This is a genomic window from Streptomyces sp. MJM8645, from assembly GCF_001625365.1.
Taxonomy (GTDB): domain Bacteria; phylum Actinomycetota; class Actinomycetes; order Streptomycetales; family Streptomycetaceae; genus Kitasatospora.
Genome location: NZ_LJJF01000001.1, coordinates 4,436,227 through 4,454,530, shown reverse-complemented (window position 1 = coordinate 4,454,530; position 18,304 = coordinate 4,436,227). Strand labels below are relative to the sequence as shown.

General features: G+C 72.0%; 15 protein-coding genes and 2 tRNA genes. 2 read left to right on the top strand and 15 right to left on the bottom strand.

Annotated elements, in window-relative coordinates:
• Window positions 1-109 precede the first annotated feature (109 nt).
• Window positions 110-1,144, top strand: a complete 1,035-nt coding sequence (locus A6F73_RS19165) for an adenosine deaminase (RefSeq protein WP_063351330.1) — start codon at window positions 110-112, stop codon at window positions 1,142-1,144.
• 36 nt (window positions 1,145-1,180) lie between these two features.
• Here A6F73_RS19165 and A6F73_RS19160 read toward each other — a convergent pair whose 3' ends face one another.
• The 8 genes from A6F73_RS19160 to A6F73_RS19125 all read right to left on the bottom strand — a co-directional run bounded on the left by A6F73_RS19160 (window position 1,181) and on the right by A6F73_RS19125 (window position 6,080).
• Window positions 1,181-2,224 (bottom strand): UDP-N-acetylmuramate dehydrogenase, encoded by a 1,044-nt coding sequence (locus A6F73_RS19160; RefSeq protein ID WP_063351329.1) that lies wholly within the window; start codon window positions 2,222-2,224, stop codon window positions 1,181-1,183.
• Window positions 2,225-2,291: 67 nt separating this feature from the next.
• Entirely contained in the window at window positions 2,292-3,806 is a 1,515-nt protein-coding gene (locus A6F73_RS19155) for an MFS transporter (RefSeq protein WP_063348928.1), read from the bottom strand.
• Window positions 3,807-3,893: 87 nt separating this feature from the next.
• Entirely contained in the window at window positions 3,894-4,493 is a 600-nt protein-coding gene (locus A6F73_RS19150) for a TetR/AcrR family transcriptional regulator (protein WP_244293439.1), read from the bottom strand.
• A 109-nt stretch (window positions 4,494-4,602) separates the two neighbouring features.
• Window positions 4,603-5,025 carry a MaoC family dehydratase gene (locus tag A6F73_RS19145; protein WP_063351327.1) on the bottom strand — a complete coding sequence of 141 codons (423 nt, stop codon included), beginning with the start codon at window positions 5,023-5,025 and terminating at the stop codon, window positions 4,603-4,605.
• Window positions 5,026-5,030: 5 nt separating this feature from the next.
• On the bottom strand, window positions 5,031-5,489 hold the full coding sequence (locus tag A6F73_RS19140) for a MaoC family dehydratase N-terminal domain-containing protein (protein WP_063348927.1): 459 nt from the start codon (window positions 5,487-5,489) through the stop codon (window positions 5,031-5,033).
• Between the two features lie 154 nt (window positions 5,490-5,643).
• On the bottom strand, window positions 5,644-5,808 hold the full coding sequence (gene rpmG, locus A6F73_RS19135) for a 50S ribosomal protein L33 (protein WP_006604855.1): 165 nt from the start codon (window positions 5,806-5,808) through the stop codon (window positions 5,644-5,646).
• Window positions 5,809-5,891: 83 nt separating this feature from the next.
• A tRNA-Met gene (locus A6F73_RS19130) sits at window positions 5,892-5,964 on the bottom strand.
• A 43-nt stretch (window positions 5,965-6,007) separates the two neighbouring features.
• Window positions 6,008-6,080 (bottom strand) — tRNA-Thr (locus A6F73_RS19125).
• Between the two features lie 286 nt (window positions 6,081-6,366).
• Here A6F73_RS19125 and A6F73_RS19120 point away from each other — a divergent pair.
• Window positions 6,367-7,638 (top strand): hypothetical protein, encoded by a 1,272-nt coding sequence (locus A6F73_RS19120; protein ID WP_063348926.1) that lies wholly within the window; start codon window positions 6,367-6,369, stop codon window positions 7,636-7,638.
• Between the two features lie 240 nt (window positions 7,639-7,878).
• Here A6F73_RS19120 and A6F73_RS19115 read toward each other — a convergent pair whose 3' ends face one another.
• The 7 genes from A6F73_RS19115 to A6F73_RS19085 all read right to left on the bottom strand — a co-directional run bounded on the left by A6F73_RS19115 (window position 7,879) and on the right by A6F73_RS19085 (window position 18,280).
• A complete protein-coding gene (locus tag A6F73_RS19115; RefSeq protein WP_063348925.1) occupies window positions 7,879-8,553 on the bottom strand; it encodes a response regulator in 675 nt (224 codons plus the stop codon).
• A 60-nt stretch (window positions 8,554-8,613) separates the two neighbouring features.
• A complete protein-coding gene (locus A6F73_RS19110) occupies window positions 8,614-11,166 on the bottom strand; it encodes a sensor histidine kinase KdpD (protein WP_063348924.1) in 2,553 nt (850 codons plus the stop codon).
• A gap of 176 nt (window positions 11,167-11,342) precedes the next feature.
• Window positions 11,343-11,978 (bottom strand): potassium-transporting ATPase subunit KdpC, encoded by a 636-nt coding sequence (gene kdpC / locus A6F73_RS19105; RefSeq protein WP_063348923.1) that lies wholly within the window; start codon window positions 11,976-11,978, stop codon window positions 11,343-11,345.
• 14 nt (window positions 11,979-11,992) lie between these two features.
• A complete protein-coding gene (kdpB, locus tag A6F73_RS19100; protein ID WP_063348922.1) occupies window positions 11,993-14,107 on the bottom strand; it encodes a potassium-transporting ATPase subunit KdpB in 2,115 nt (704 codons plus the stop codon).
• Complete coding sequence (gene kdpA, locus A6F73_RS19095; RefSeq protein WP_063348921.1) at window positions 14,107-15,768, bottom strand: potassium-transporting ATPase subunit KdpA; 1,662 nt, start codon at window positions 15,766-15,768, stop codon at window positions 14,107-14,109. Before kdpA ends, kdpB begins: the two co-directional genes overlap by 1 nt.
• A gap of 1 nt (window position 15,769) precedes the next feature.
• Window positions 15,770-15,859 (bottom strand): K(+)-transporting ATPase subunit F, encoded by a 90-nt coding sequence (kdpF, locus tag A6F73_RS40465; protein ID WP_037971201.1) that lies wholly within the window; start codon window positions 15,857-15,859, stop codon window positions 15,770-15,772.
• A 423-nt stretch (window positions 15,860-16,282) separates the two neighbouring features.
• Complete coding sequence (locus A6F73_RS19085; protein ID WP_107453063.1) at window positions 16,283-18,280, bottom strand: APC family permease; 1,998 nt, start codon at window positions 18,278-18,280, stop codon at window positions 16,283-16,285.
• Window positions 18,281-18,304 lie beyond the last annotated feature (24 nt).

The following is an 18,304-nucleotide window of genomic DNA, read 5'->3' as shown; positions in this document are numbered from 1 at the left end:
ACGTCCGCTGACACCCGCGCTTCACGTCGGGTACCGCCCTCTTTCACCCCTTCGGGGGACGGAAGGAGGGCGGTTCCCGTTTGGGGGTCCGATGCGGCAGTATCGGCGAATGGAACGCCTGTTGAATCCGCGAGACGTCAGGGACCTCCCGAAGGCCCACCTGCACCTGCACTTCACCGGCTCGATGCGGCCCGCCACCCTGCTGGAGCTGGCCGACAAGCACGGCGTCCGACTGCCGGAGGCGCTCAGCTCCGGCGAGCCGCCGCAACTGCGGGCCACCGACGAACGCGGCTGGTTCCGCTTCCAGCGCCTGTACGACACCGCCCGCTCGGTGCTGCGGGACGAGGAGGACATCCGCCGGCTGGTCCTGGAGACCGCCCAGGACGAGCGGCGGGACGGCTCCCGCTGGCTGGAGATCCAGGTCGACCCGACCTCGTACGCGCCCCGGCTGGGCGGGCTGATCCCCGCGCTGGAGCTGATCCTGGACGCCGTGGAGAACGCCGCCACGGCCACCGGGGTGGGCATCCGGGTGCTGGTCGCGGCGAACCGGATGAAGTCCCCGATGGACGCCCGGACGCTGGCCCGGCTCGCCGTCCGGTACGCCGACCAGGGCGTGGTCGGCTTCGGCCTCTCCAACGACGAGCGGCGCGGCCTCGCCCGGGACTTCGACCGGGCCTTCGAGATCGCCCGCAAGGGCGGGCTGCTGGCCGCCCCGCACGGCGGCGAGCTGGCCGGGCCCGAATCCGTCCGGGACTGCCTGGACGACCTGGGCGCCGGCCGGATCGGCCACGGCGTCCGCGCCGCCGAGGACCCCCGGCTGATGGAACGGCTGGCGGACCGCCAGATCACCTGCGAGGTCTGCCCCTCCTCGAACGTCTCGCTCGGCGTCTACGAGCGCCCCGAGGACGTCCCGCTGCGGCGGCTGTTCGACGCCGGCGTGCCGCTGGCCCTGGGCGCGGACGACCCGCTGCTGTTCGGCAGCCGGCTGGCCGCCCAGTACGACCTGGCCCGCGACGTCCTCGGCTTCGACGACGCCGAACTCGCCGAGCTGGCACGGCAGTCCGTCCGCGGCTCGCGCGCGCCGGAGGCCGTCCGCAAGGAGTTGCTGGCGGACATCGACACCTGGCTGGTCAGCGCCACCTGAGGCGTGTCTTGTGGACCAGGCCGACCCCGAACAGGCCTAGAGCTTGACGCCGATCATCACCGGCTCGTTCACCAGCTCGACCCCGAAGGCCTCGCGGACGCCGTCCCGGATCTCCCGGGCCAGCGCCAGCAGGTCCTCGGCGGTGGCCGCGCCGCGGTTGGTGAGCGCCAGGGTGTGCTTGGTGGAGAGCGTCGCCGGGCCGCTGCCGTAGCCCTTGCCGAAGCCGGCCCGGTCGATCAGCCAGGCGGCCGAGGTCTTGGTGCAGCCCTCCGGCGCCGGGTAGGCGGGGGCGTTCTCGGTGCCCGGGCGGGTCCGGAAGGACTCGTACTGGGCGACGGTGAGCACCGGGTTGGTGAAGAAGGAGCCGGCCGACCAGGTGTCGTGGTCCGCCGGGTCCAGCACCATGCCCTTGCCGGAGCGCAGCCCCAGCACCGCGTCGTGCGCCCGCTCCAGCGGCACCCGCTCGCCCTGCTCGACACCGAAGTGCCTGGCCACCTCGGCGTACTTGACCGGGGTGGAGAGCCCCTCGTGGTCGGCCAGGGCGAACCGCACCCGCAGCACCACGTAGCGGTCCGGCTCGGCCTTGAAGCGGCTGTGCCGGTAGGAGAACGCGCACTCGGCGTTGGGGAGCGTGACCACCTCGCTGGCCGTGCGGTCGTAGGCGACCACCTCGGTGATCGACTGGGCGACCTCCTGGCCGTACGCGCCGACGTTCTGCACCGGGGTCGCACCGGCCGAGCCGGGGATGCCGGCCAGGAACTCGACGCCCGCCAGGCCGTGCTCGCGCACCGCGCGGGTGACCGCCTCCGACCAGACCTCGCCGGCCGCCAGCTCCAGCACGGTGCCGTCCAGGGCGAAGCCGGTGGTCGCGATCCGCAGCACGGTGCCGGGGAAGCCGGCGTCGCCGATCACCAGGTTGGAACCGCCGCCGAGGACCAACAACGACTCGCCGGCCTCGTCGGCCGCGCGGACGGCGGCGATCACCTCGTCGTCGGTGTGGGCGGTCACCAGGCGGCGGGCCGGGCCGCCGAGCCGGAGCGTGGTCAGCGGGGCGAGGGGGGCGTCGTTTTCTACCAGCACGCCCACCAGCGTACGGGTGCGGGGGCGGCCGCCCGGCCGCCCCCGCACCCGTACCCGGATCGGCCGGTCAGGCCTTCGAGGCCTCGGCGTGGACGGGCGCCGCGTCCTCGGCCCGCTCGGCACCGGTCTGCTCGGCACCGGCCTGCTCCGGCTCCACGGCCGCCGGCTCGTCGGCGACGGCCGCGGGCTTCACCCGGCGCGGGAGGAAGAACGCGCAGACCGCCGCGACCGCCACCACCCCGGCGCCGACGTACAGCGCGGGCACCAGCCCGTCGATGAAGGACTGCTCCGACGTGTACCCGCCCTGCGCCGAGAACACCGCCGAGAGGACGGCCACGCCGAGCGCGCCGCCGACCTCGCGCAGCGCGTTGTTGGCGCCGGAGGCGATGCCCTGCTCCTCCGGCCGGACGCTGTCCATCACCAGGGCGGCGGTCGGGGCGAAGTACAGCGACATGCCGATACCGCAGATCACCACGGCGGGGATCTCGGCGGCGTAGTCGTAGCCGGTGCTGCCGCTGGTGACCGCCGCGTACATCGCCAGGCCGGCGCCCTGCAGCAGCAGCCCGGTGACCACGATCGGGCGGCCGCCGAAGCGGTCGGCCAGGATGCCCGCGATCGGGGCGACGATCAGCGGCATGCCGGTCCACGGGAGCATCCGGATGCCGGCCTCCTGCGGGCTGTAGCCGCCCACGCTCTGCAGGTGCTGGCTGATCAGGAAGATCGAGCCGAACATGCCGAGGAACATCAGCAGGCCGGAGGCGTTGACGGCGGAGAAGGCCCGGCTGCGGAACAGCCGCATCGGGAGCATCGGGTGCCGGGCCCAGCGCTGCTCGTAGAGCACGAAGGCGGTGAGCAGCGCGACGCCGCCGATCAGGGAGCCGAGCACCAGCGGGCTGGTCCAGCCGTTCGGGTTGCCGCGGATCAGGCCGAGGACGACGCCGAACAGGCCCAGGCTGACCAGGATCGTGCCGACCACGTCCAGCGCCGGGTTGGCGCCCCGGCTCTCGCGGAGCTTGAGGGCGGCGAGCGGGATCAGGACGAGGCCGACCGGGACGTTCACCCAGAAGATCCACTGCCAGGAGAAGTGCTCGGTGAGCGTCCCGCCGACCAGCGGTCCGGTGGCGACGGCCAGGCCGTTGACGCCCGCCCAGATGCCGAAGGCCAGACCCCGCCTGGCCGCCGGCACCGCGGCGGTGAGCAGGGTGAGGGTGAGCGGCATGGAGACCGCGGCGCCGGCGCCCTGGACGGCGCGGGCGGCGATCAGCGCGCCGATGCCCGGCGAGAGGGCGGCCGCGGCGGAGCCGACGGTGAAGAGCGTGAGCCCGACCAGGAAGATCCGGCGGCGGCCGAACCGGTCGCCGAGCGCGGCGCCGAACATCAGCAGGACGGCGAAGGACAGGGTGTAGGCGCTGACCGTCCACTCCAGGTCGGACAGCCCGCCGCCGAGGTCCTCGCGGATGGACGGCAGCGCGGTGGTGACGACCAGGTTGTCCAGGCTGGCCATGAAGCCCGCGACACTGGTGATCACCAGCGTCCAGACACCGAGCCGTCCCAGGCCCTGTTCTTCCGTTCTCTCCGTCATGGTTTCCCCCCAGGGGTCTTAGATAGTTATTGATCACTAACTTTCGAGGCCCGAAAAAAGGCCGCACGGACTCCACCGTGCGGCCCGCTACTCCCCGCCCTCGCCGCGCTCTCCACGCTCTCCGTGCTCTTCGTGCTCCCCGAAGCCCAGGCCGCTCCAGATCCGGTGGTCCCGGGGGTACCCCAGCGCCACCAGCGTGTTGATCAGCATCCCGTACGCGAAGAACTCCGCGGTGCCCTGCACGTCACCGCCGATCCGGCCCCTGACCCGCTCGAACAGCTCCTCCCAGAGCCTGCGGGCGGTCTCCCCGATCTCGTCCTCGCCGGTCGTCCGGGCCGCGAACACCGAGACGTAGAGCTGCATCTGCATCATGAGCTGCTCGCCGTCCGCGACCAGGCCCAGGTACGCCTCGGACATCGCTTGGGCGGCCGCCGGCCCGGTCAGCCCGACCGAGGCCTCGTCGAAGACCTTCCAGGTCTCCTCGATGCAGCGCTCGGCGGCGGCCGTGAAGATCGCCTGCTTGCCGGGGAACAGCCGGAACAGGTACGGCTGCGAGACACCCACCCGGCGGGCGATCGCCTCGGTGGACGTCCCCCGGTAGCCGCTCCTGGCGAACTCGATCACTGCGGCGCGAACGACGCTCTCGCGCCGCTCCTCCGCACTCATCCGCATGCTCGCCCTCGCCATGCGGACAAAGTTAGTGGCCAATCACTATCTTCGCAAGGCCGACGGGCGCGGCGGGAATCCCGTCGGACGGGCCCCGCCGCGGCCGGACACACCTGGGGCCGAGGGGCCTTCAGGCGAGCCGGACGACCGCCCTGGACATCCCGAGCACCTTCTGCCCGCCGGTGGTGGCCAGCAGGTCGACCTGCACCTTGCGGTCGTCCAGCAGCTTGGCGACCTTCGCCGACACCTCGACCACCGCGCCGACGCCGTCGTTCGGCACCGGGACGGGGCGGGTGAAGCGGACGCCGTACTCGACCACCGCGGCCGGGTCGCCGACCCAGTCGGTGACCACCCGAATGGCCGCAGCCATGGTGAACATTCCGTGCGCGATGACGTCCGGCAGGCCGACCTCCACGGCGAACTTCTCGTTCCAGTGGATCGGGTTGAAGTCGCCGGAGGCGCCCGCGTACCGCACCAGGGTGTCGCGGGTCACCGGGAAGGACTGCGCCGGCAGCTGGGTGCCGACCTCGACCTCGTCGTAGCTGATCGCCATCGTGTTCACTTCCCCGTCTCGTCGGCGGCCCGGGCCACCAGCGTCATGATCGACGTCACCACGTGCTCGCCGATCGCGTCCGACACCTCGCCACGCACGGTGAGCACGTCGTTGCCCGCCAGCGACTTGATGTTGTCGATGGTGACCGCGACCGTCAGCCGGTCGCCGGCCAGCACCGGGCGGGAGTAGGAGAACTTCTGGTCCCCGTGCACCACTCGGCTGTAGTCCAGGCCCAGCTCCGGGTCCTCGACCACCTGGGAGGCCGCCTGGTAGGTGATCACGAACGGGAAGGTCGTCGGGGCGATCACGTCGGGGTGGCCCAGCGCCTTCGCCACCGCCGGATCGGTGAACGCCGGATTGGTGTCCCCGATCGCGATCGCGAACTCGCGGATCTTCTCCCGGCCGACCTCGTACGGCTCGGTGGGCGGGTAGGTCCGCCCGATGAAGGAGGGGTCGAGTGCCATGGGGCAACTCCTCGGAAGCACGGTGGATCCGGCGGCCGTTGCCGCCGGCGGGGCGCGCATGGGTGCATACGCGAAAAACTCCGGGCCGCACCCCCTGAGGGATGCGGCCCGGAGCTCAAGACCTGTCACACAGGCCCGACGCCCTGCGAGAGGGTCAGCGGGTCTCGCGGTGCGCGGTGTGCGAGTTGCAGCGGGGGCAGTGCTTCTTCATCTCAAGACGGTCCGGGTCGTTACGCCGGTTCTTCTTGGTGATGTAGTTCCGCTCCTTGCACTCCACGCAGGCCAGCGTGATCTTCGGGCGGACGTCGGTGGCAGCCACGGGAGTGCCTTCCTGGGACAACGAATAAGAACACAACAAGAGTAGCCGACCGGGAGTGCGATCTCCCGACCGACTACGCGGGGTAGCGGTGACCGGACTTGAACCGGTGACACAGCGATTATGAGCCGCTTGCTCTACCAACTGAGCTACACCGCCACAGTGATCCGCAGCACAACCGAAGCCGACTGCTTTTCACCAGAGCCCCCATGCGGAATCGAACCGCAGACCTTCTCCTTACCATGGAGACGCTCTACCGACTGAGCTATAGGGGCGAACGAGGAAGAGATTACACGTTCCGCGCCCAGAGGTGAAATCCGTATCCCGACGCGAAGACCGCAGGTCGGCGAGGTGAACGGACGGACGATCCAAGGCCCCGCGTTCGATCGGCCCACCAGCCGCACGGCCCGACCCGATACGACTATTGCCCGCCTCCGAGCGCCCCGCCCCCACGCGCCATAGGCTCGACCCTCATCGACGGGGACGGCCCGGGGCGTCAGGACGACCCGGGATCAGGACGGTCCGGCCGACCGGACGGGCCAGCGCGGGAAGGAGCCTGCGATGGACAGCGCAGCCGCCGACGGACCGCACTCCGGCTCCGGCCCGACAGCCAACCCGCTCGGGCACGGACCGGTCCTCCTGCTCACCGGCGCCCGGCTGGCCGACGGGCGGGTGGTGGACGTCCGGATCAGCGGGGACCGGATCCAGGCCGTCGGCACCGTCGGCAGCCTCGGCCCGCTTCCCGCCCTGCCCGGCGCCCCCACCGTCACCACCGGCGCCCGGATCGACCTCAAGGGCTACCTGCTGCTGCCGGCCCCCGCCGAGGCGCACGCCCACTACGACACCGCCTTCTCGGCCGCCCTGTCCGCCCCGCCGCCGGAGAGCCCCGGCGACCTCACCCGGCGGGTCACCGAGGCCGCGCTCGCCTCGCTCGGCTACGGCGCCACCGCCCAGCGCACCCACGTCCGGATCGGCGACGTGCACGGGCTGCGTCGGCTGGAGGCGGTGCTCACCGCCCGGCAGGCGCTGCGCGGCCTGGCCGAACTCCAGGCGGTGGCGATGCCCCGGCTGCTCACCGGCCGGGCCGGCGCCGACGGCCGGGCGCAACTGCGCGACGCGCTCAAACTGGGCGCCACCGCGGCCGGCGGCTGCCCGGAGCTGGACCCGGATCCGGCCGGGTACGTCCAGGTGCTGCTGGAGGCCGCCCGGGAGGCGGACTGCCCGGTGGACCTGCACACCACGGCCGGCGATCCGGCCCAACTCGCGCGGCTGGTCAGCGCGTTGGCCCCGCTGCGGCCGCGGGTGACGCTCGGGCCGTGCGGGGCGCTGACCCGGGGTGCGTCCACGGTGCTGGCGGCCGGCGGGGTGCGGGTGGTCTGCCTGCCGCAGAACGGCGGCTGCACCGGGCTGGAGGGCCGGGTGCCAGGGCTGCGGCCGGGCCTGCTACGGGAGTTGACGGAGGCCCGGGTGCCGCTGGCGGCCGGCAGCGGCGCGCTGCGGGACCAGTCCAACCCGGTCGGCCGGGCGGATCCGCTGGAGTCGGCGTACCTGCTGGCGGCGGGCGGGGAGCTGGACCTGGAGGCGGCGTACGACGCGGTGGCGAACCAGGCCCGGGCGGCGCTCGGGCTGCCGCCGGTCCGGGTGGACGCCGGGTTCCCGGCGGAGCTGCTGGCGGTGCGCGGGGACAGCCTGGCCGGGGCGCTCGCGGGCGGCCACAGCCGACTGGTGGTGCACAGCGGCCGGGTGGTCAGCCGGACGAGCGCGGTGCGGGAGTTCGCGGACACCGTGGCACTGGCACTGCCCCGGCAGTCCGGGAGCACCGGCGGAGGCTGAACAGTCCCCGGGAAAATTCAAGGGGCGCGCGACGGATGTCGCGCGCCCCTCCCCCACCTGCTGGCCGCCGTTCAACGGCGGCTGGAGCGGTCCCGGGCCTCCCCCACATTGGAGCCGGGCCCGCTCGGTCAGCACTGACGCTACGCCCACGGAACACCGCTCCGGGCCTGCCTTGACGCTCCCCTGTCGGTCTCCGGCCCGCTCTTGACGGGTCGTTGACGCGGCGGCGGCCGGGGGCGCTCAGGGCTCGTACCGGTACCCGATCCCCGGTTCGGTGATCAGGTGCCGCGGGCGGCCCGGGTCACGCTCCAACTTGCGGCGCAGCCCGGCCAGGTAGACCCGCAGGTAGTTGCCGCGCGCCTCCTGGGCCGGCCCCCACACCTCCCGCAGGATCTGCCGCCCGGGCACCAGCCGGCCCGGGTTGGCCACCAGCAGGGCGAGGATCCGCCACTCGGTCGGGGTGAGCCGCACCGGGCCCCGCGGGCCGGTCACCGTGGTGGCCGTCAGGTCGACGGTGTGGTCGCCTATCACCGGCCGCCCCAGCGGGGCACCGCCCACCGGCCGGCGCAGCACGGCACGCAGCCGGGCCAGCAGTTCCTCCATCAGGAACGGCTTGGTGAGGTAGTCGTCCGCGCCCGCGTCGAGGGCGCCCACCTTGTCGGCGGCACCGGACCGGCCGGAGAGCACGATGATCGGCATCGCGCTGCGGGTGCGCAGGCCGCGCAGCACGTCCATGCCGTCCAGGTCCGGCAGGCCGAGGTCGAGCAGTACGGCGTCCGGGGCGGAGTGCGCGGCGCGGTCCAGCGCCTCGCCGCCGCTGGCGGCCGTCCGCACGGCGTACTGCCGGGCGCTGAGGTTGATCCGCAGCGTGCGCAGCAGGGCCGGTTCGTCGTCGACGATCAGGATCTCGCTCATGCGGCCACCTCGCTCCGCTCGGCGGTCGCTTCGCGGGACACGCAGCTTTCGGCGGTTCGTTCAGTTCGTCCACTCATGTACGGGCTCCTCCCGAGTGGCGGCGGGCAGGGTGAGCAGCATGGTGGTGCCGCCCCCGGGGGTGTCCTCGACCTCCAGGCTGCCGCCCATGGCCTCGGCCAGGCCGCGGGAGAGCGCGAGGCCGAGACCGACACCGGTGGTGTTGTCGGTGTCGCCGAGGCGCTGGAAGGGCAGGAAGACCCGGTCCCGCTCCTCGGGGGCGATGCCGGGGCCGCGGTCGATCACCCGGATCTCGACCTGGTCGGCGTGGTGGCTGGCGGTGACCAGGACGGGCGCGCCGGGCGCGTTGTAGCGCAGCGCGTTGGTGATCACGTTGGCGAGCACCCGCTCCAGCAGCGGCGGGTCGGCGAGCACCGGCGGCGCGGTGTCCAGGTCGAGCGGCTGGATCGGGGCGTACGGGTCGGGGAGGCTGTCGAGCGCCCGGGGCAGGATCTCGTCGAGGTGGGTCTCGGCGAGGTGCAGGGTGAGCGCGCCGGCCTGGAGGCGGCTCATGTCGAGCAGGTTGTCGACCAGGCGGGTGAGTTTGACCAGCGACTCGTCGGCGGTGGCGAGCAGTTCGGCCTGGTCTTCGGGCGAGAACTCGACGTCGGGGCTGCGCAGCGAGCCGACCGAGGCGAGCGCGGCGGCGAGCGGGGTGCGCAGGTCGTGGCTGACGGCGGCGAGCAGGGCGGTGCGCATCCGGTCGGCGGCCTTGATCGGCTCGACCTCGGCGGCGACCATGGCGAGCCGGTCGCGTTCCAGCGCGACGGCGACGTGCGCGGCGAAGGCGGTGAGGACGCGCTGGTCGGCGGCCGGCAGCCGGCGGCCGGTGAGGACCAGGACGGCATCCGCGCCGACCGGCACCTCGGTGGTCTCGCTCTGCCCGTCGGCGTCGTCCTGGTGCTCGGCCTCGGAGTGGGCGAGCACCTCGTCGTCGACCCGGGAGAGCAGGGCGACGGCCTGCATGCCGAAGGCCGTCCGGGACTTCTCCATCAGGGCGGACAGGGCGTCGGCGCCGCGCAGCACGCTGCCGGCCAGGGTGGAGAGGGTCTCGGCCTCGGCGGTGGCACGGGCGGCGCGACTGGTGAGCCGGCTGGCGTGGTCGACGATGGTGGCGACGGCGAGCGCGACGGAGGCGAAGACGACCAGGGCGACGATGTTGTTGGTCTCGCCGATGGTCAGGGCGTGTATCGGCGGGATGAAGTAGTAGTTGAGCAGCAGCGAGGCACTGACCGAGGCCAGCAGGGCGGAGATGGCGCCGCCGAGCAGGGCGACGATGACCACGCCGAGCTGGAAGATCAGCGCATCGGTGGTCAGGTTGATGCTCTCGTGCGCCTGGGACAGGATCGCGGTCAGCAGCCAGGGCACCACGAGGCCGGCGGCGTAGCCGGCGATGGTGCGGCGCTTGGAGTGGCGGCGGCCGAGCGAGGGCAGCCGGCCGCGGCCGGTGAACTCGTGGGTGACCATGTGGACGTCGATGTCCTCGGAGTCGTCCACGGTGGTCTCGCCGATACCGGGGCCGGTGAGGAAGCGGTTGATCCGGCCGCGGCGGCTGGTGCCGAGCACCAGCTGGGTGGCGTCGTGGGCGCGGGCGAAGGTGAGCAGCGCGGTGGGGATGTCGTCGCCGACCACCACGTGGTAGCTGCCGCCGAGGGTCTCGACCAGCTGGCGCTGCTGGGCGAGCGCGCCGGAGGAGGCGCCGGCCAGGCCGTCGCTGCGGGTGACGTGGACGGCCAGCAGGTCGCCGCCGGCGGTGCGGTCGGCGATCCGGGCGGCGCGGCGGATCAGGGTCTCGCCCTCGGGGCCGCCGGTGAGGGCGACCACGACGCGTTCGCGGGTCTCCCAGACCCGGTCGATGTTGTGGCTGGCCCGGTAGTCGCGCAGGCCCTCGTCGACCCGCCCGGCCACCCAGAGCAGGGCGAGTTCGCGCAGGGCGGTGAGGTTGCCGACCCGGAAGTAGTTGGAGAGCGCGGCGTCCACCTTCTCCGCCCTGTAGACGTTGCCGTGGGCCATCCGGCGGCGCAGCGCCTGCGGGGCCATGTCGACGAGTTCGATCTGGTCGGCCCGGCGGACCACCTCGTCCGGGACGGTCTCGCGCTGCGGGATGCCGGTGATCTTCTGGACGACGTCGTTCAGCGATTCCAGGTGCTGGATGTTGACGGTGGTGATGACGTCGATCCCGGCGGCCAGCAGTTCCTCGACGTCCTGCCAGCGCTTGGCGTGGCGGCCGCCGGGGATGTTGGTGTGCGCCAGTTCGTCGACCAGCACGACGGACGGGCGGCGGGTGAGCACCGCGTCGAGGTCCATCTCGTCGAACTCGGCGTCGCGGTAGGAGCGTTGGACACGCGGCAGGACCTCCAGGCCGTCCAGCATGCCCTCGGTGTGGCGGCGGCCGTGGCACTCGATGTACCCGACCGCGACGTCGGCCCCGCGCTCCTGTCTGCGCCGGGCCTCGTCCAGCATCCGGTAGGTCTTGCCGACCCCCGGGGCGGAACCGAGGTACACCCTCAGCCGGCCCTTGCGGATGCCGGTGCCGGGGGTGAGGTCGCGGGCCATGGGCACTGCTCTTTCGTTCCTGCGAGGGCTGCCGCCAGGGCGTCCTCGGGCCGGGGTCGGGACGTACGGCGGCCGACCCGGGCGCGGGGGTGGTGCCCCGGCCCGGGTCGGCCTGTTTCACGGATCCAGCCGTTGACCTGTCACTTCTGTTCCGCTGGCCATCTCTGTTCGGCCGGTCACTTCTGTTCCGCGAGGGCCCGGTTCAGCAGGAGGACGTTGACGCCCTCCTGTCCGAGGAAGCCGAGCGAGCGGCCTTCGGTGTACTTCTCGACCAGCTTGCGCACCGCCTCCGCCGACAGGTTCCGGGTCTTGGCGACCCGGTTCACCTGCTCCTCGGCGTAGGCGACCGAGATGTACGGGTCGAGGCCGGAGCCGGAGGCGGTCAGCGCGTCGGCCGGGACGCTCTCCGGGGCGACGCCGTCGAACTCGGCGGCGGCGGCGCGGCGGTCGTTGACGGCCTTCAGCAGGTCGTCACTGTTCGGGCCGAGGTTGGAGGCGCCGGACGAGGACGAGTCGTAGCCGGTCCCGGCCGCGGAGGGGCGGGGCTGGAACCACTTCGGGTCCGGCTGCGCCTCCTCCTTCGGGTCGTCGGGGTTCTTCTTCGGGAGGTTGAAGTTCTGGCCGATCAGGCTGGAACCGACCTCCTTGCCGTCGGACTTCACGAGCGAGCCGTTGGCCTTCTCGGTGAAGGCGACCTGGCTGATCCCGGTGACCAGCAGCGGGTAGGCGATCCCGAGGATCGCGGTGAGCACCAGCAGCGCCCGCAGTGCGGTGAAGTGGGTGCGGACGGTCGTCGGCAGGGGCTTGGACATCGGATTCTCCTCTCTCAGCTCAGGCCGGGGATGAACTGGACGATCAGGTCGATCAGCTTGATGCCGACGAACGGCACCACCAGACCGCCGAAGCCGTAGACCCCGATGTTGCGGCGCAGCAGGGAGCTGGCGTCGGACGGGCGGTAGCGCACGCCGCGCAGGGCGAGCGGGATCAGGCCGATGATGACCAGGGCGTTGAAGATGATCGCCGAGGTGATCGCGGACTGCGGGCTGTGCAGGCCCATGATGTTGAGGTGGCTCAGGCCCGGGTAGACCCCGGCGAACATCGCGGGGATGATCGCGAAGTACTTGGCCACGTCGTTGGCGATCGAGAAGGTGGTCAGCGCGCCACGGGTGATCAGCAGCTGCTTGCCGATCTCGACGATCTCGATCAGCTTGGTCGGGTTGGAGTCCAGGTCGACCATGTTGCCGGCCTCCTTGGCCGCCATGGTCCCGGTGTTCATGGCCACGCCGACGTCGGCCTGGGCGAGCGCGGGGGCGTCGTTGGTGCCGTCGCCGGTCATCGCGACCAGCTTGCCGCCCTCCTGCTCCTTCTTGATCAGCGCCATCTTGTCCTCGGGGGTGGCCTCGGCGAGGAAGTCGTCCACGCCCGCCTCCTCCGCGATCGCCTTGGCGGTCAGCGGGTTGTCGCCCGTGATCATGATGGTCTTGATGCCCATCCGGCGGAGCTCGTCGAAGCGCTCCCGCATGCCCTCCTTGACCACGTCCTTGAGGTGGATGACCCCGAGGACGCGGGCCGGCTTGGCGCCGACCTTGGTCGCCACCACCAGCGGGGTGCCGCCGGCCGCGGAGATCCCGTCGACCAGGGCGGAGACCTCGTTGCCGACCGAACCGCCGTTCTCGGTCACCCAGTTGGTGACCGCGCCGGCCGCGCCCTTGCGGACCTGGTGGACCGCCTCGGCCTCGTCCAGGTCGACGCCGGACATCCGGGTCTGGGCGGTGAACGGGACCCAGGTGGCGTGCGTCAGCTCGCCCTGGGCGCGGGCCCGCAGGCCGTACTCGGTCTTGGCGAGGACCACGATCGAGCGGCCCTCCGGGGTCTCGTCCGCGAGGGAGGACAGCTGAGCGGCGCTGGCCAGTTCCTCGGTGGACACGCCCGGGGCGGGCAGGAACTCGGCGGCCTGGCGGTTGCCCAGGGTGATGGTGCCGGTCTTGTCCAGCAGCAGGGTGTTGACGTCGCCGGCCGCCTCGACGGCCCGGCCGGACATCGCCAGCACGTTGCGCTGCACCAGCCGGTCCATGCCGGCGATGCCGATCGCGGAGAGCAGCGCGCCGATGGTGGTCGGGATGAGCGCCACGATCAGGGCGACCAGGACGATCATCGACTGCGGGGCGCCCGCGTAGGTGGCCATCGGCTGCAGGGTCACCACGGCGACCAGGAAGACGATGGTCAGCGAGGCGAGCAGGATGTTCAGCGCGATCTCGTTCGGCGTCTTCTGCCGGGCGGCGCCCTCGACCAGGGCGATCATCCGGTCGATGAACGACTTGCCGGGCTCCGAGGCGATCTTCACCACGATCCGGTCGGACAGCACCTTGGTGCCGCCGGTCACCGCCGAGCGGTCACCGCCGGACTCGCGGATGACCGGCGCGGACTCGCCGGTGATCGCCGACTCGTCGACGCTCGCGACGCCCTCGACGACGTCGCCGTCGCCGGGGATGATCTGCCCGGCCTCGACCACCACGTGGTCGCCGAGCCGCAGCGCGGTGCCCGGCACCTCCTCCTCGGCCTGCGTGGCGGGCCAGTCGGTGAGCCGGCGGGCGACGCTCTCGGTCTTGGTCTTGCGCAGGGTGTCGGCCTGGGCCTTGCCGCGGCCCTCGGCGACGGCCTCGGCCAGGTTGGCGAAGATCGTGGTGAGCCAGAGCCAGACGGTGATGGACCAGGCGAACACGGACGGGCTGGCGATCGCGGAGACGGTGGTGACCACCGAGCCGACCTCGACCACGAACATGACCGGGTTCTTGACCATCACCCGGGGGTCGAGCTTCTTCACCGCGTCCGGCAGGGACGCGACGATCAGCTTCGGGTCGAGCAGGCCGCTGGCCACTCTGTGCTGCGCGGCGGGCTCGGCCTTGTCGGCCGGTGCGGGGTTGAGCGTAGGGGTGGACATCAGGAGAGACCTTCCGCGATCGGCCCGAGAGCCAGGGCCGGGAAGTAGGTGAGGCCGACGACGATCAGGATGACGCCTGACAGCAGGCCCACGAACAGCGGCTTGTGGGTGGGCAGGGTGCCCGGGGTGGCCGGGACCGGCTGCTGCTGGGCGAGCGAACCGGACAGCGCCAGGACGAAGACGATCGGCAGGAGGCGGCCGAAGATCATCGCCAGGCCGAGCGCCGTGTCGTACCAGTCGGTGTTGACGGTGATGCCGCCGAAGGCCGAGCCGTTGTTGTTGGCGGCCGAGGTGAAGGCGTACAGCACCTCGGAGAAGCCGTGGGCGCCCGAGTTGAGCATCCCGGCCCGCTCCCCCGGCAGGGCCATCGCCAGGCCCGTGCCGACCAGCACCAGGGTCGGCGTGGTGAGGATGTACAGCGAGGCGAACTTCATCTCCCGGCCGCCGAGCTTCTTGCCCAGGTACTCGGGGGTGCGGCCGACCATCAGGCCGGCGACGAACACCGCGACGATCGCCAGCACGAGCATGCCGTACAGGCCCGATCCCACACCGCCGGGCGCGATCTCGCCCAGCATCATGTTGAAGACCGTCAACCCGCCGCCGAACGGCGTGTACGAGTCATGGAAGGAGTTCACCGCGCCGGTCGAGGTCAGCGTGGTCGAGGCGGCGAACAGGCCGGAGGCGGCGATGCCGAAACGCTGCTCCTTGCCCTCCATCGCGGCGCCCGCGGCCTGCAGGGCGGTGCCCTGGTGCTGCGACTCGGCGAAGGTGAGCAGGGCGGTCGAGGCGACCCAGAACAGGCCCATCACGGCGAGGATCGCGTAGCCCTGGCGGTTGTCCCCCACCATCCGGCCGAAGGCCCGCGGCAGCGCGAACGGGATCAGCAGGATCAGGAAGATCTCGACCAGGTTGGAGAAGCCGGTCGGGTTCTCGAACGGGTGCGCGGAGTTGGCGTTGAAGAAGCCGCCGCCGTTGGTGCCGAGCAGCTTGATGACCTCCTGGGAGGCCACCGGGCCGCCCGGGATCTTCTGCACCTCGCCGCCGAGCGTGGCCACCTCGTGGAAGCCGTGGAAGTTCTGGATCACGCCGGAGGCGGCCAGGACCAGGGCGAAGACGATCGAGATCGGCAGCAGCAGGCGCAGGTTGATCCGGGTGAGGTCCACCCAGAAGTTGCCGACCCGGTCGGTCCGGTTGCGGGTGAAGCCCCGGATCAGCGCGCCGACGACGGCGATGCCGACGGCCGCGGAGACGAAGTTCTGCACCGCCAGGCCCGCCATCTGCGCCAGGTGGCCCATCGCGGACTCACCGGCGTAGGACTGCCAGTTGGTGTTCGCGACGAACGAGATCGCGGTGTTCCAGGCCTGGTGGCCCTCCATCTGCGGAACACCCAGGTTCAGCAGCAGGTAGCCCTGGAGGCGGATCAGGCCGTAGAGGAAGAGGACGGAGACGGCCGAGAAGGCCAGCACCGAGCGGAGGTACACCGGCCAGCGCTGATCGGCGTCGCCGTCGACGCCGATCACCTTGTAGATGCCGCGCTCGACTCTGAGGTGCTTGGTGGTGGTGAGGAGCTTGGCGATGTAGTCGCCAAGGGGGCGGTAGCACAGGGCCAGTGCCCCGACCAGGGCCAGGGCCTGCAGCCAGCCCGCGAGAGTGGATCCCATGTCAGAACTTCTCCGGGAAGATCAGCGCCACGACGAGATAGCCGACGAGCGCGACGGCCACGATCAGACCTGCGATGTTCTCCGCGCTCACAGCTTCTCCACCCCCCGCGCGATCAGGGCGATGACGGCGAACACGGCGACCGTGACACCGACGTAGATGAGATCGGACATGGGCTCCACCAGAGCGGTTCGGGAGACTGCCGCGGGCGGGCCGGGGGCTTCGCGCGGCGCCGGCGGACGACCGGCAGATGCAGCAAAGCAGCCGTCAGAGGCGCGTTATGGCTCCCTGACGCCCTCCATACGGGTGACTGCGGGACGTTGACGCGACCTTGACGCCCGCTTCACCGGGCCGTGACCGTCGTCATCAGGCCGTGATCGGCCCGGCGCCGGAACGCCGGAAGCCCCGGGATTCCGGGGCTTCCGTACGGATGGGGGTGCGGGTAGGGGTGCGGACTCCTGCGGGCTTCGTGCGGGCCGGCCGGCGGGGGCCCGGGGGGGGCGGCTACTGCTCCGGTCAGACCTTCTCCGGCGCCGGGAGCCGCTCGTACCCGCTCCCCGGGGCCGGCTCGCCCCGGCGCACCGCGCCGGGCGCCCGGCGCGACGGGCCGCCCGCGCGCCCGGAGGAGGTCAGCTGCCACGGCACGCTGATCACCATCACGCCCGCCGTGAACAGCAGCCGGCTCTTCAGCCACAGCGCCGACTGGTTGTGCAGCAGGTGCTCCCACCAGCGGCCGACCACGTACTCCGGGATGAACACGGCGACCGCCTCCCGGGGGCTGTCCCGGCGGTACTCCCGCACGTACGCCAGCACCGGCTTGGTGATCTCCCGGTACGGCGAGTCCAGTACCTTCAGCGGCACCCGGACGCCGGCCTCCGTCCACTGCCGCTCCAACTCCCCGGTGGCCTCCGGCTCCACCGCCACCGTCAGCGCCTCCAGCGAGTCCGGCCGGAACGCCTCCGCGTAGCCGAGCGCCCGCAGCGTCGGCTTGTGCAGCTTGGACACCAGCACGATCCCGTGCACCCGGGCGGGCCGCGCCGACTCGGCCTCCGGGTCGTCCACCGCCAGCTCGGCGGCGACGCCGTCGTAGTGCCGGCGGATGCCGCGCATCATCAGCCACAGCACCAGCGCGGCGACCACGGCCAGCCAGGCGCCCTGGGTGAACTTGGTGAGCAGCACGATCACCAGCACCAGCGCGGTGACGACCGCGCCGAAGGCGTTGATCACCCGGGAGCGCAGCGCCGAGCGGCGCACCACCGGGTCGGTCTCGGTGGCCAGCGCCCGGTTCCAGTGCCGGACCATGCCGATCTGGGACAGCGTGAAGGAGGTGAAGACGCCCAGGATGTACAGGTGGATCAGGCTGGTGACGTTCGCGTCGTACAGCCAGAGCAGCCCGCCGGCCACCACCGCGAGCGCGATGATGCCGTTGGAGAAGGCCAGCCGGTCCCCGCGGGTGTGCATCTGCCGGGGCAGGTAGCGGTGCTCGGCCAGGATCGACGCCAGCAGCGGGAAGCCGTTGAAGGCGGTGTTGGCGGCCAGGATCAGCACCAGCGCGGTGACCGCCTGGATCGCGTAGAACAGCACGCTGTGGTCGCCGCCGAAGATCGCCGCCGCGAGCTGGGCGATCACGGTCTGCTGGGGCGTACTCGCGCAGTCGCCGGGGAAGCCGGTCAGCCGGCAGGCGCCGCCCTCGGTGATGTGCACCTTGGCGATCAGCGCGAGGGCGGTGATGCCGGCGAACATCACCACGGCCGTGGTGCCCATCACGGCCATGGTGCGCGCGGCGTTCCTCGCCTTCGGCGCCCGGAACGCCGGGACGCCGTTGGAGATCGCCTCCACCCCGGTCAGCGCCGTACAGCCGGAGGCGAACGCCCGCAGGCCCAGCATCAGCAGGCCGAGGCCGGCCACCGTGTCCTTGCCCTCCTCCGGGAGGATCCCGTACGAGGCGCTGGACGCCACCGGCGCGTCGCCGAGCGCGACCCGGACCAGCCCGGTGACCACCATCAGCAGGATGCCGCCGATGAACAGGTACGTCGGCGCGGCGAAGGCCTTGCCGGACTCCCGGACGCCGCGCAGGTTCACCGCCATCAGCAGCAGCACGAAACCCAGCGCCAGCCAGACCCGGTGACCGGCCAACGACGGCACCGCCGAGATGATGTTGTCCACCCCGGAGGCCACCGACACCGCGACCGTCATCACGTAGTCGACCAGCAGCGAGGCGGCCACCACCAGACCGGAGTTGGCGCCGAGGTTGCGGGACACCACCTCGTACGAGCCGCCGCCGCTCGGGTAGGCGTGCACCACCTGGCGGTAGGACATCACCACGACCGCCATCAGCGCGACCACACCGGCCGCGACCCACGGGGTCAGGTAGAGGAAGGCGGCGCCACCGACGGTGAGCACCAGCAGGATCTCCTGGGTCGCGTAGGCGACCGAGGAGAGCGGGTCGGAGGCGAAGATCGGCAGCGCCAGCCGCTTGGGCAGCAGCGTCTCGCCGAGCTCCTCGCTGCGCATGGCCCGGCCGATGACGAGGCGCTT

What these genes read in the sequence shown, in the direction of transcription:
- A6F73_RS19150 (WP_244293439.1), bottom strand. Translation starts at nt 4,493, where the DNA reads ATGGCGAGGGCGAGCATGCGGATGAGTGCGGAGGAGCGGCGCGAGAGC.
- kdpC (WP_063348923.1), bottom strand. Translation starts at nt 11,978, where the DNA reads ATGTCCAAGCCCCTGCCGACGACCGTCCGCACCCACTTCACCGCACTG.
- A6F73_RS19155 (WP_063348928.1), bottom strand. Translation starts at nt 3,806, where the DNA reads ATGACGGAGAGAACGGAAGAACAGGGCCTGGGACGGCTCGGTGTCTGG.
- kdpA (WP_063348921.1), bottom strand. Translation starts at nt 15,768, where the DNA reads ATGGGATCCACTCTCGCGGGCTGGCTGCAGGCCCTGGCCCTGGTCGGG.
- A6F73_RS19120 (WP_063348926.1), top strand. Translation starts at nt 6,367, where the DNA reads ATGGACAGCGCAGCCGCCGACGGACCGCACTCCGGCTCCGGCCCGACA.
- A6F73_RS19115 (WP_063348925.1), bottom strand. Translation starts at nt 8,553, where the DNA reads ATGAGCGAGATCCTGATCGTCGACGACGAACCGGCCCTGCTGCGCACG.
- kdpB (WP_063348922.1), bottom strand. Translation starts at nt 14,107, where the DNA reads ATGTCCACCCCTACGCTCAACCCCGCACCGGCCGACAAGGCCGAGCCC.
- A6F73_RS19110 (WP_063348924.1), bottom strand. Translation starts at nt 11,166, where the DNA reads ATGGCCCGCGACCTCACCCCCGGCACCGGCATCCGCAAGGGCCGGCTG.
- A6F73_RS19165 (WP_063351330.1), top strand. Translation starts at nt 110, where the DNA reads ATGGAACGCCTGTTGAATCCGCGAGACGTCAGGGACCTCCCGAAGGCC.
- A6F73_RS19085 (WP_107453063.1), bottom strand. Translation starts at nt 18,280, where the DNA reads ATGCGCAGCGAGGAGCTCGGCGAGACGCTGCTGCCCAAGCGGCTGGCG.
- A6F73_RS19145 (WP_063351327.1), bottom strand. Translation starts at nt 5,025, where the DNA reads ATGGCGATCAGCTACGACGAGGTCGAGGTCGGCACCCAGCTGCCGGCG.
- A6F73_RS19140 (WP_063348927.1), bottom strand. Translation starts at nt 5,489, where the DNA reads ATGGCACTCGACCCCTCCTTCATCGGGCGGACCTACCCGCCCACCGAG.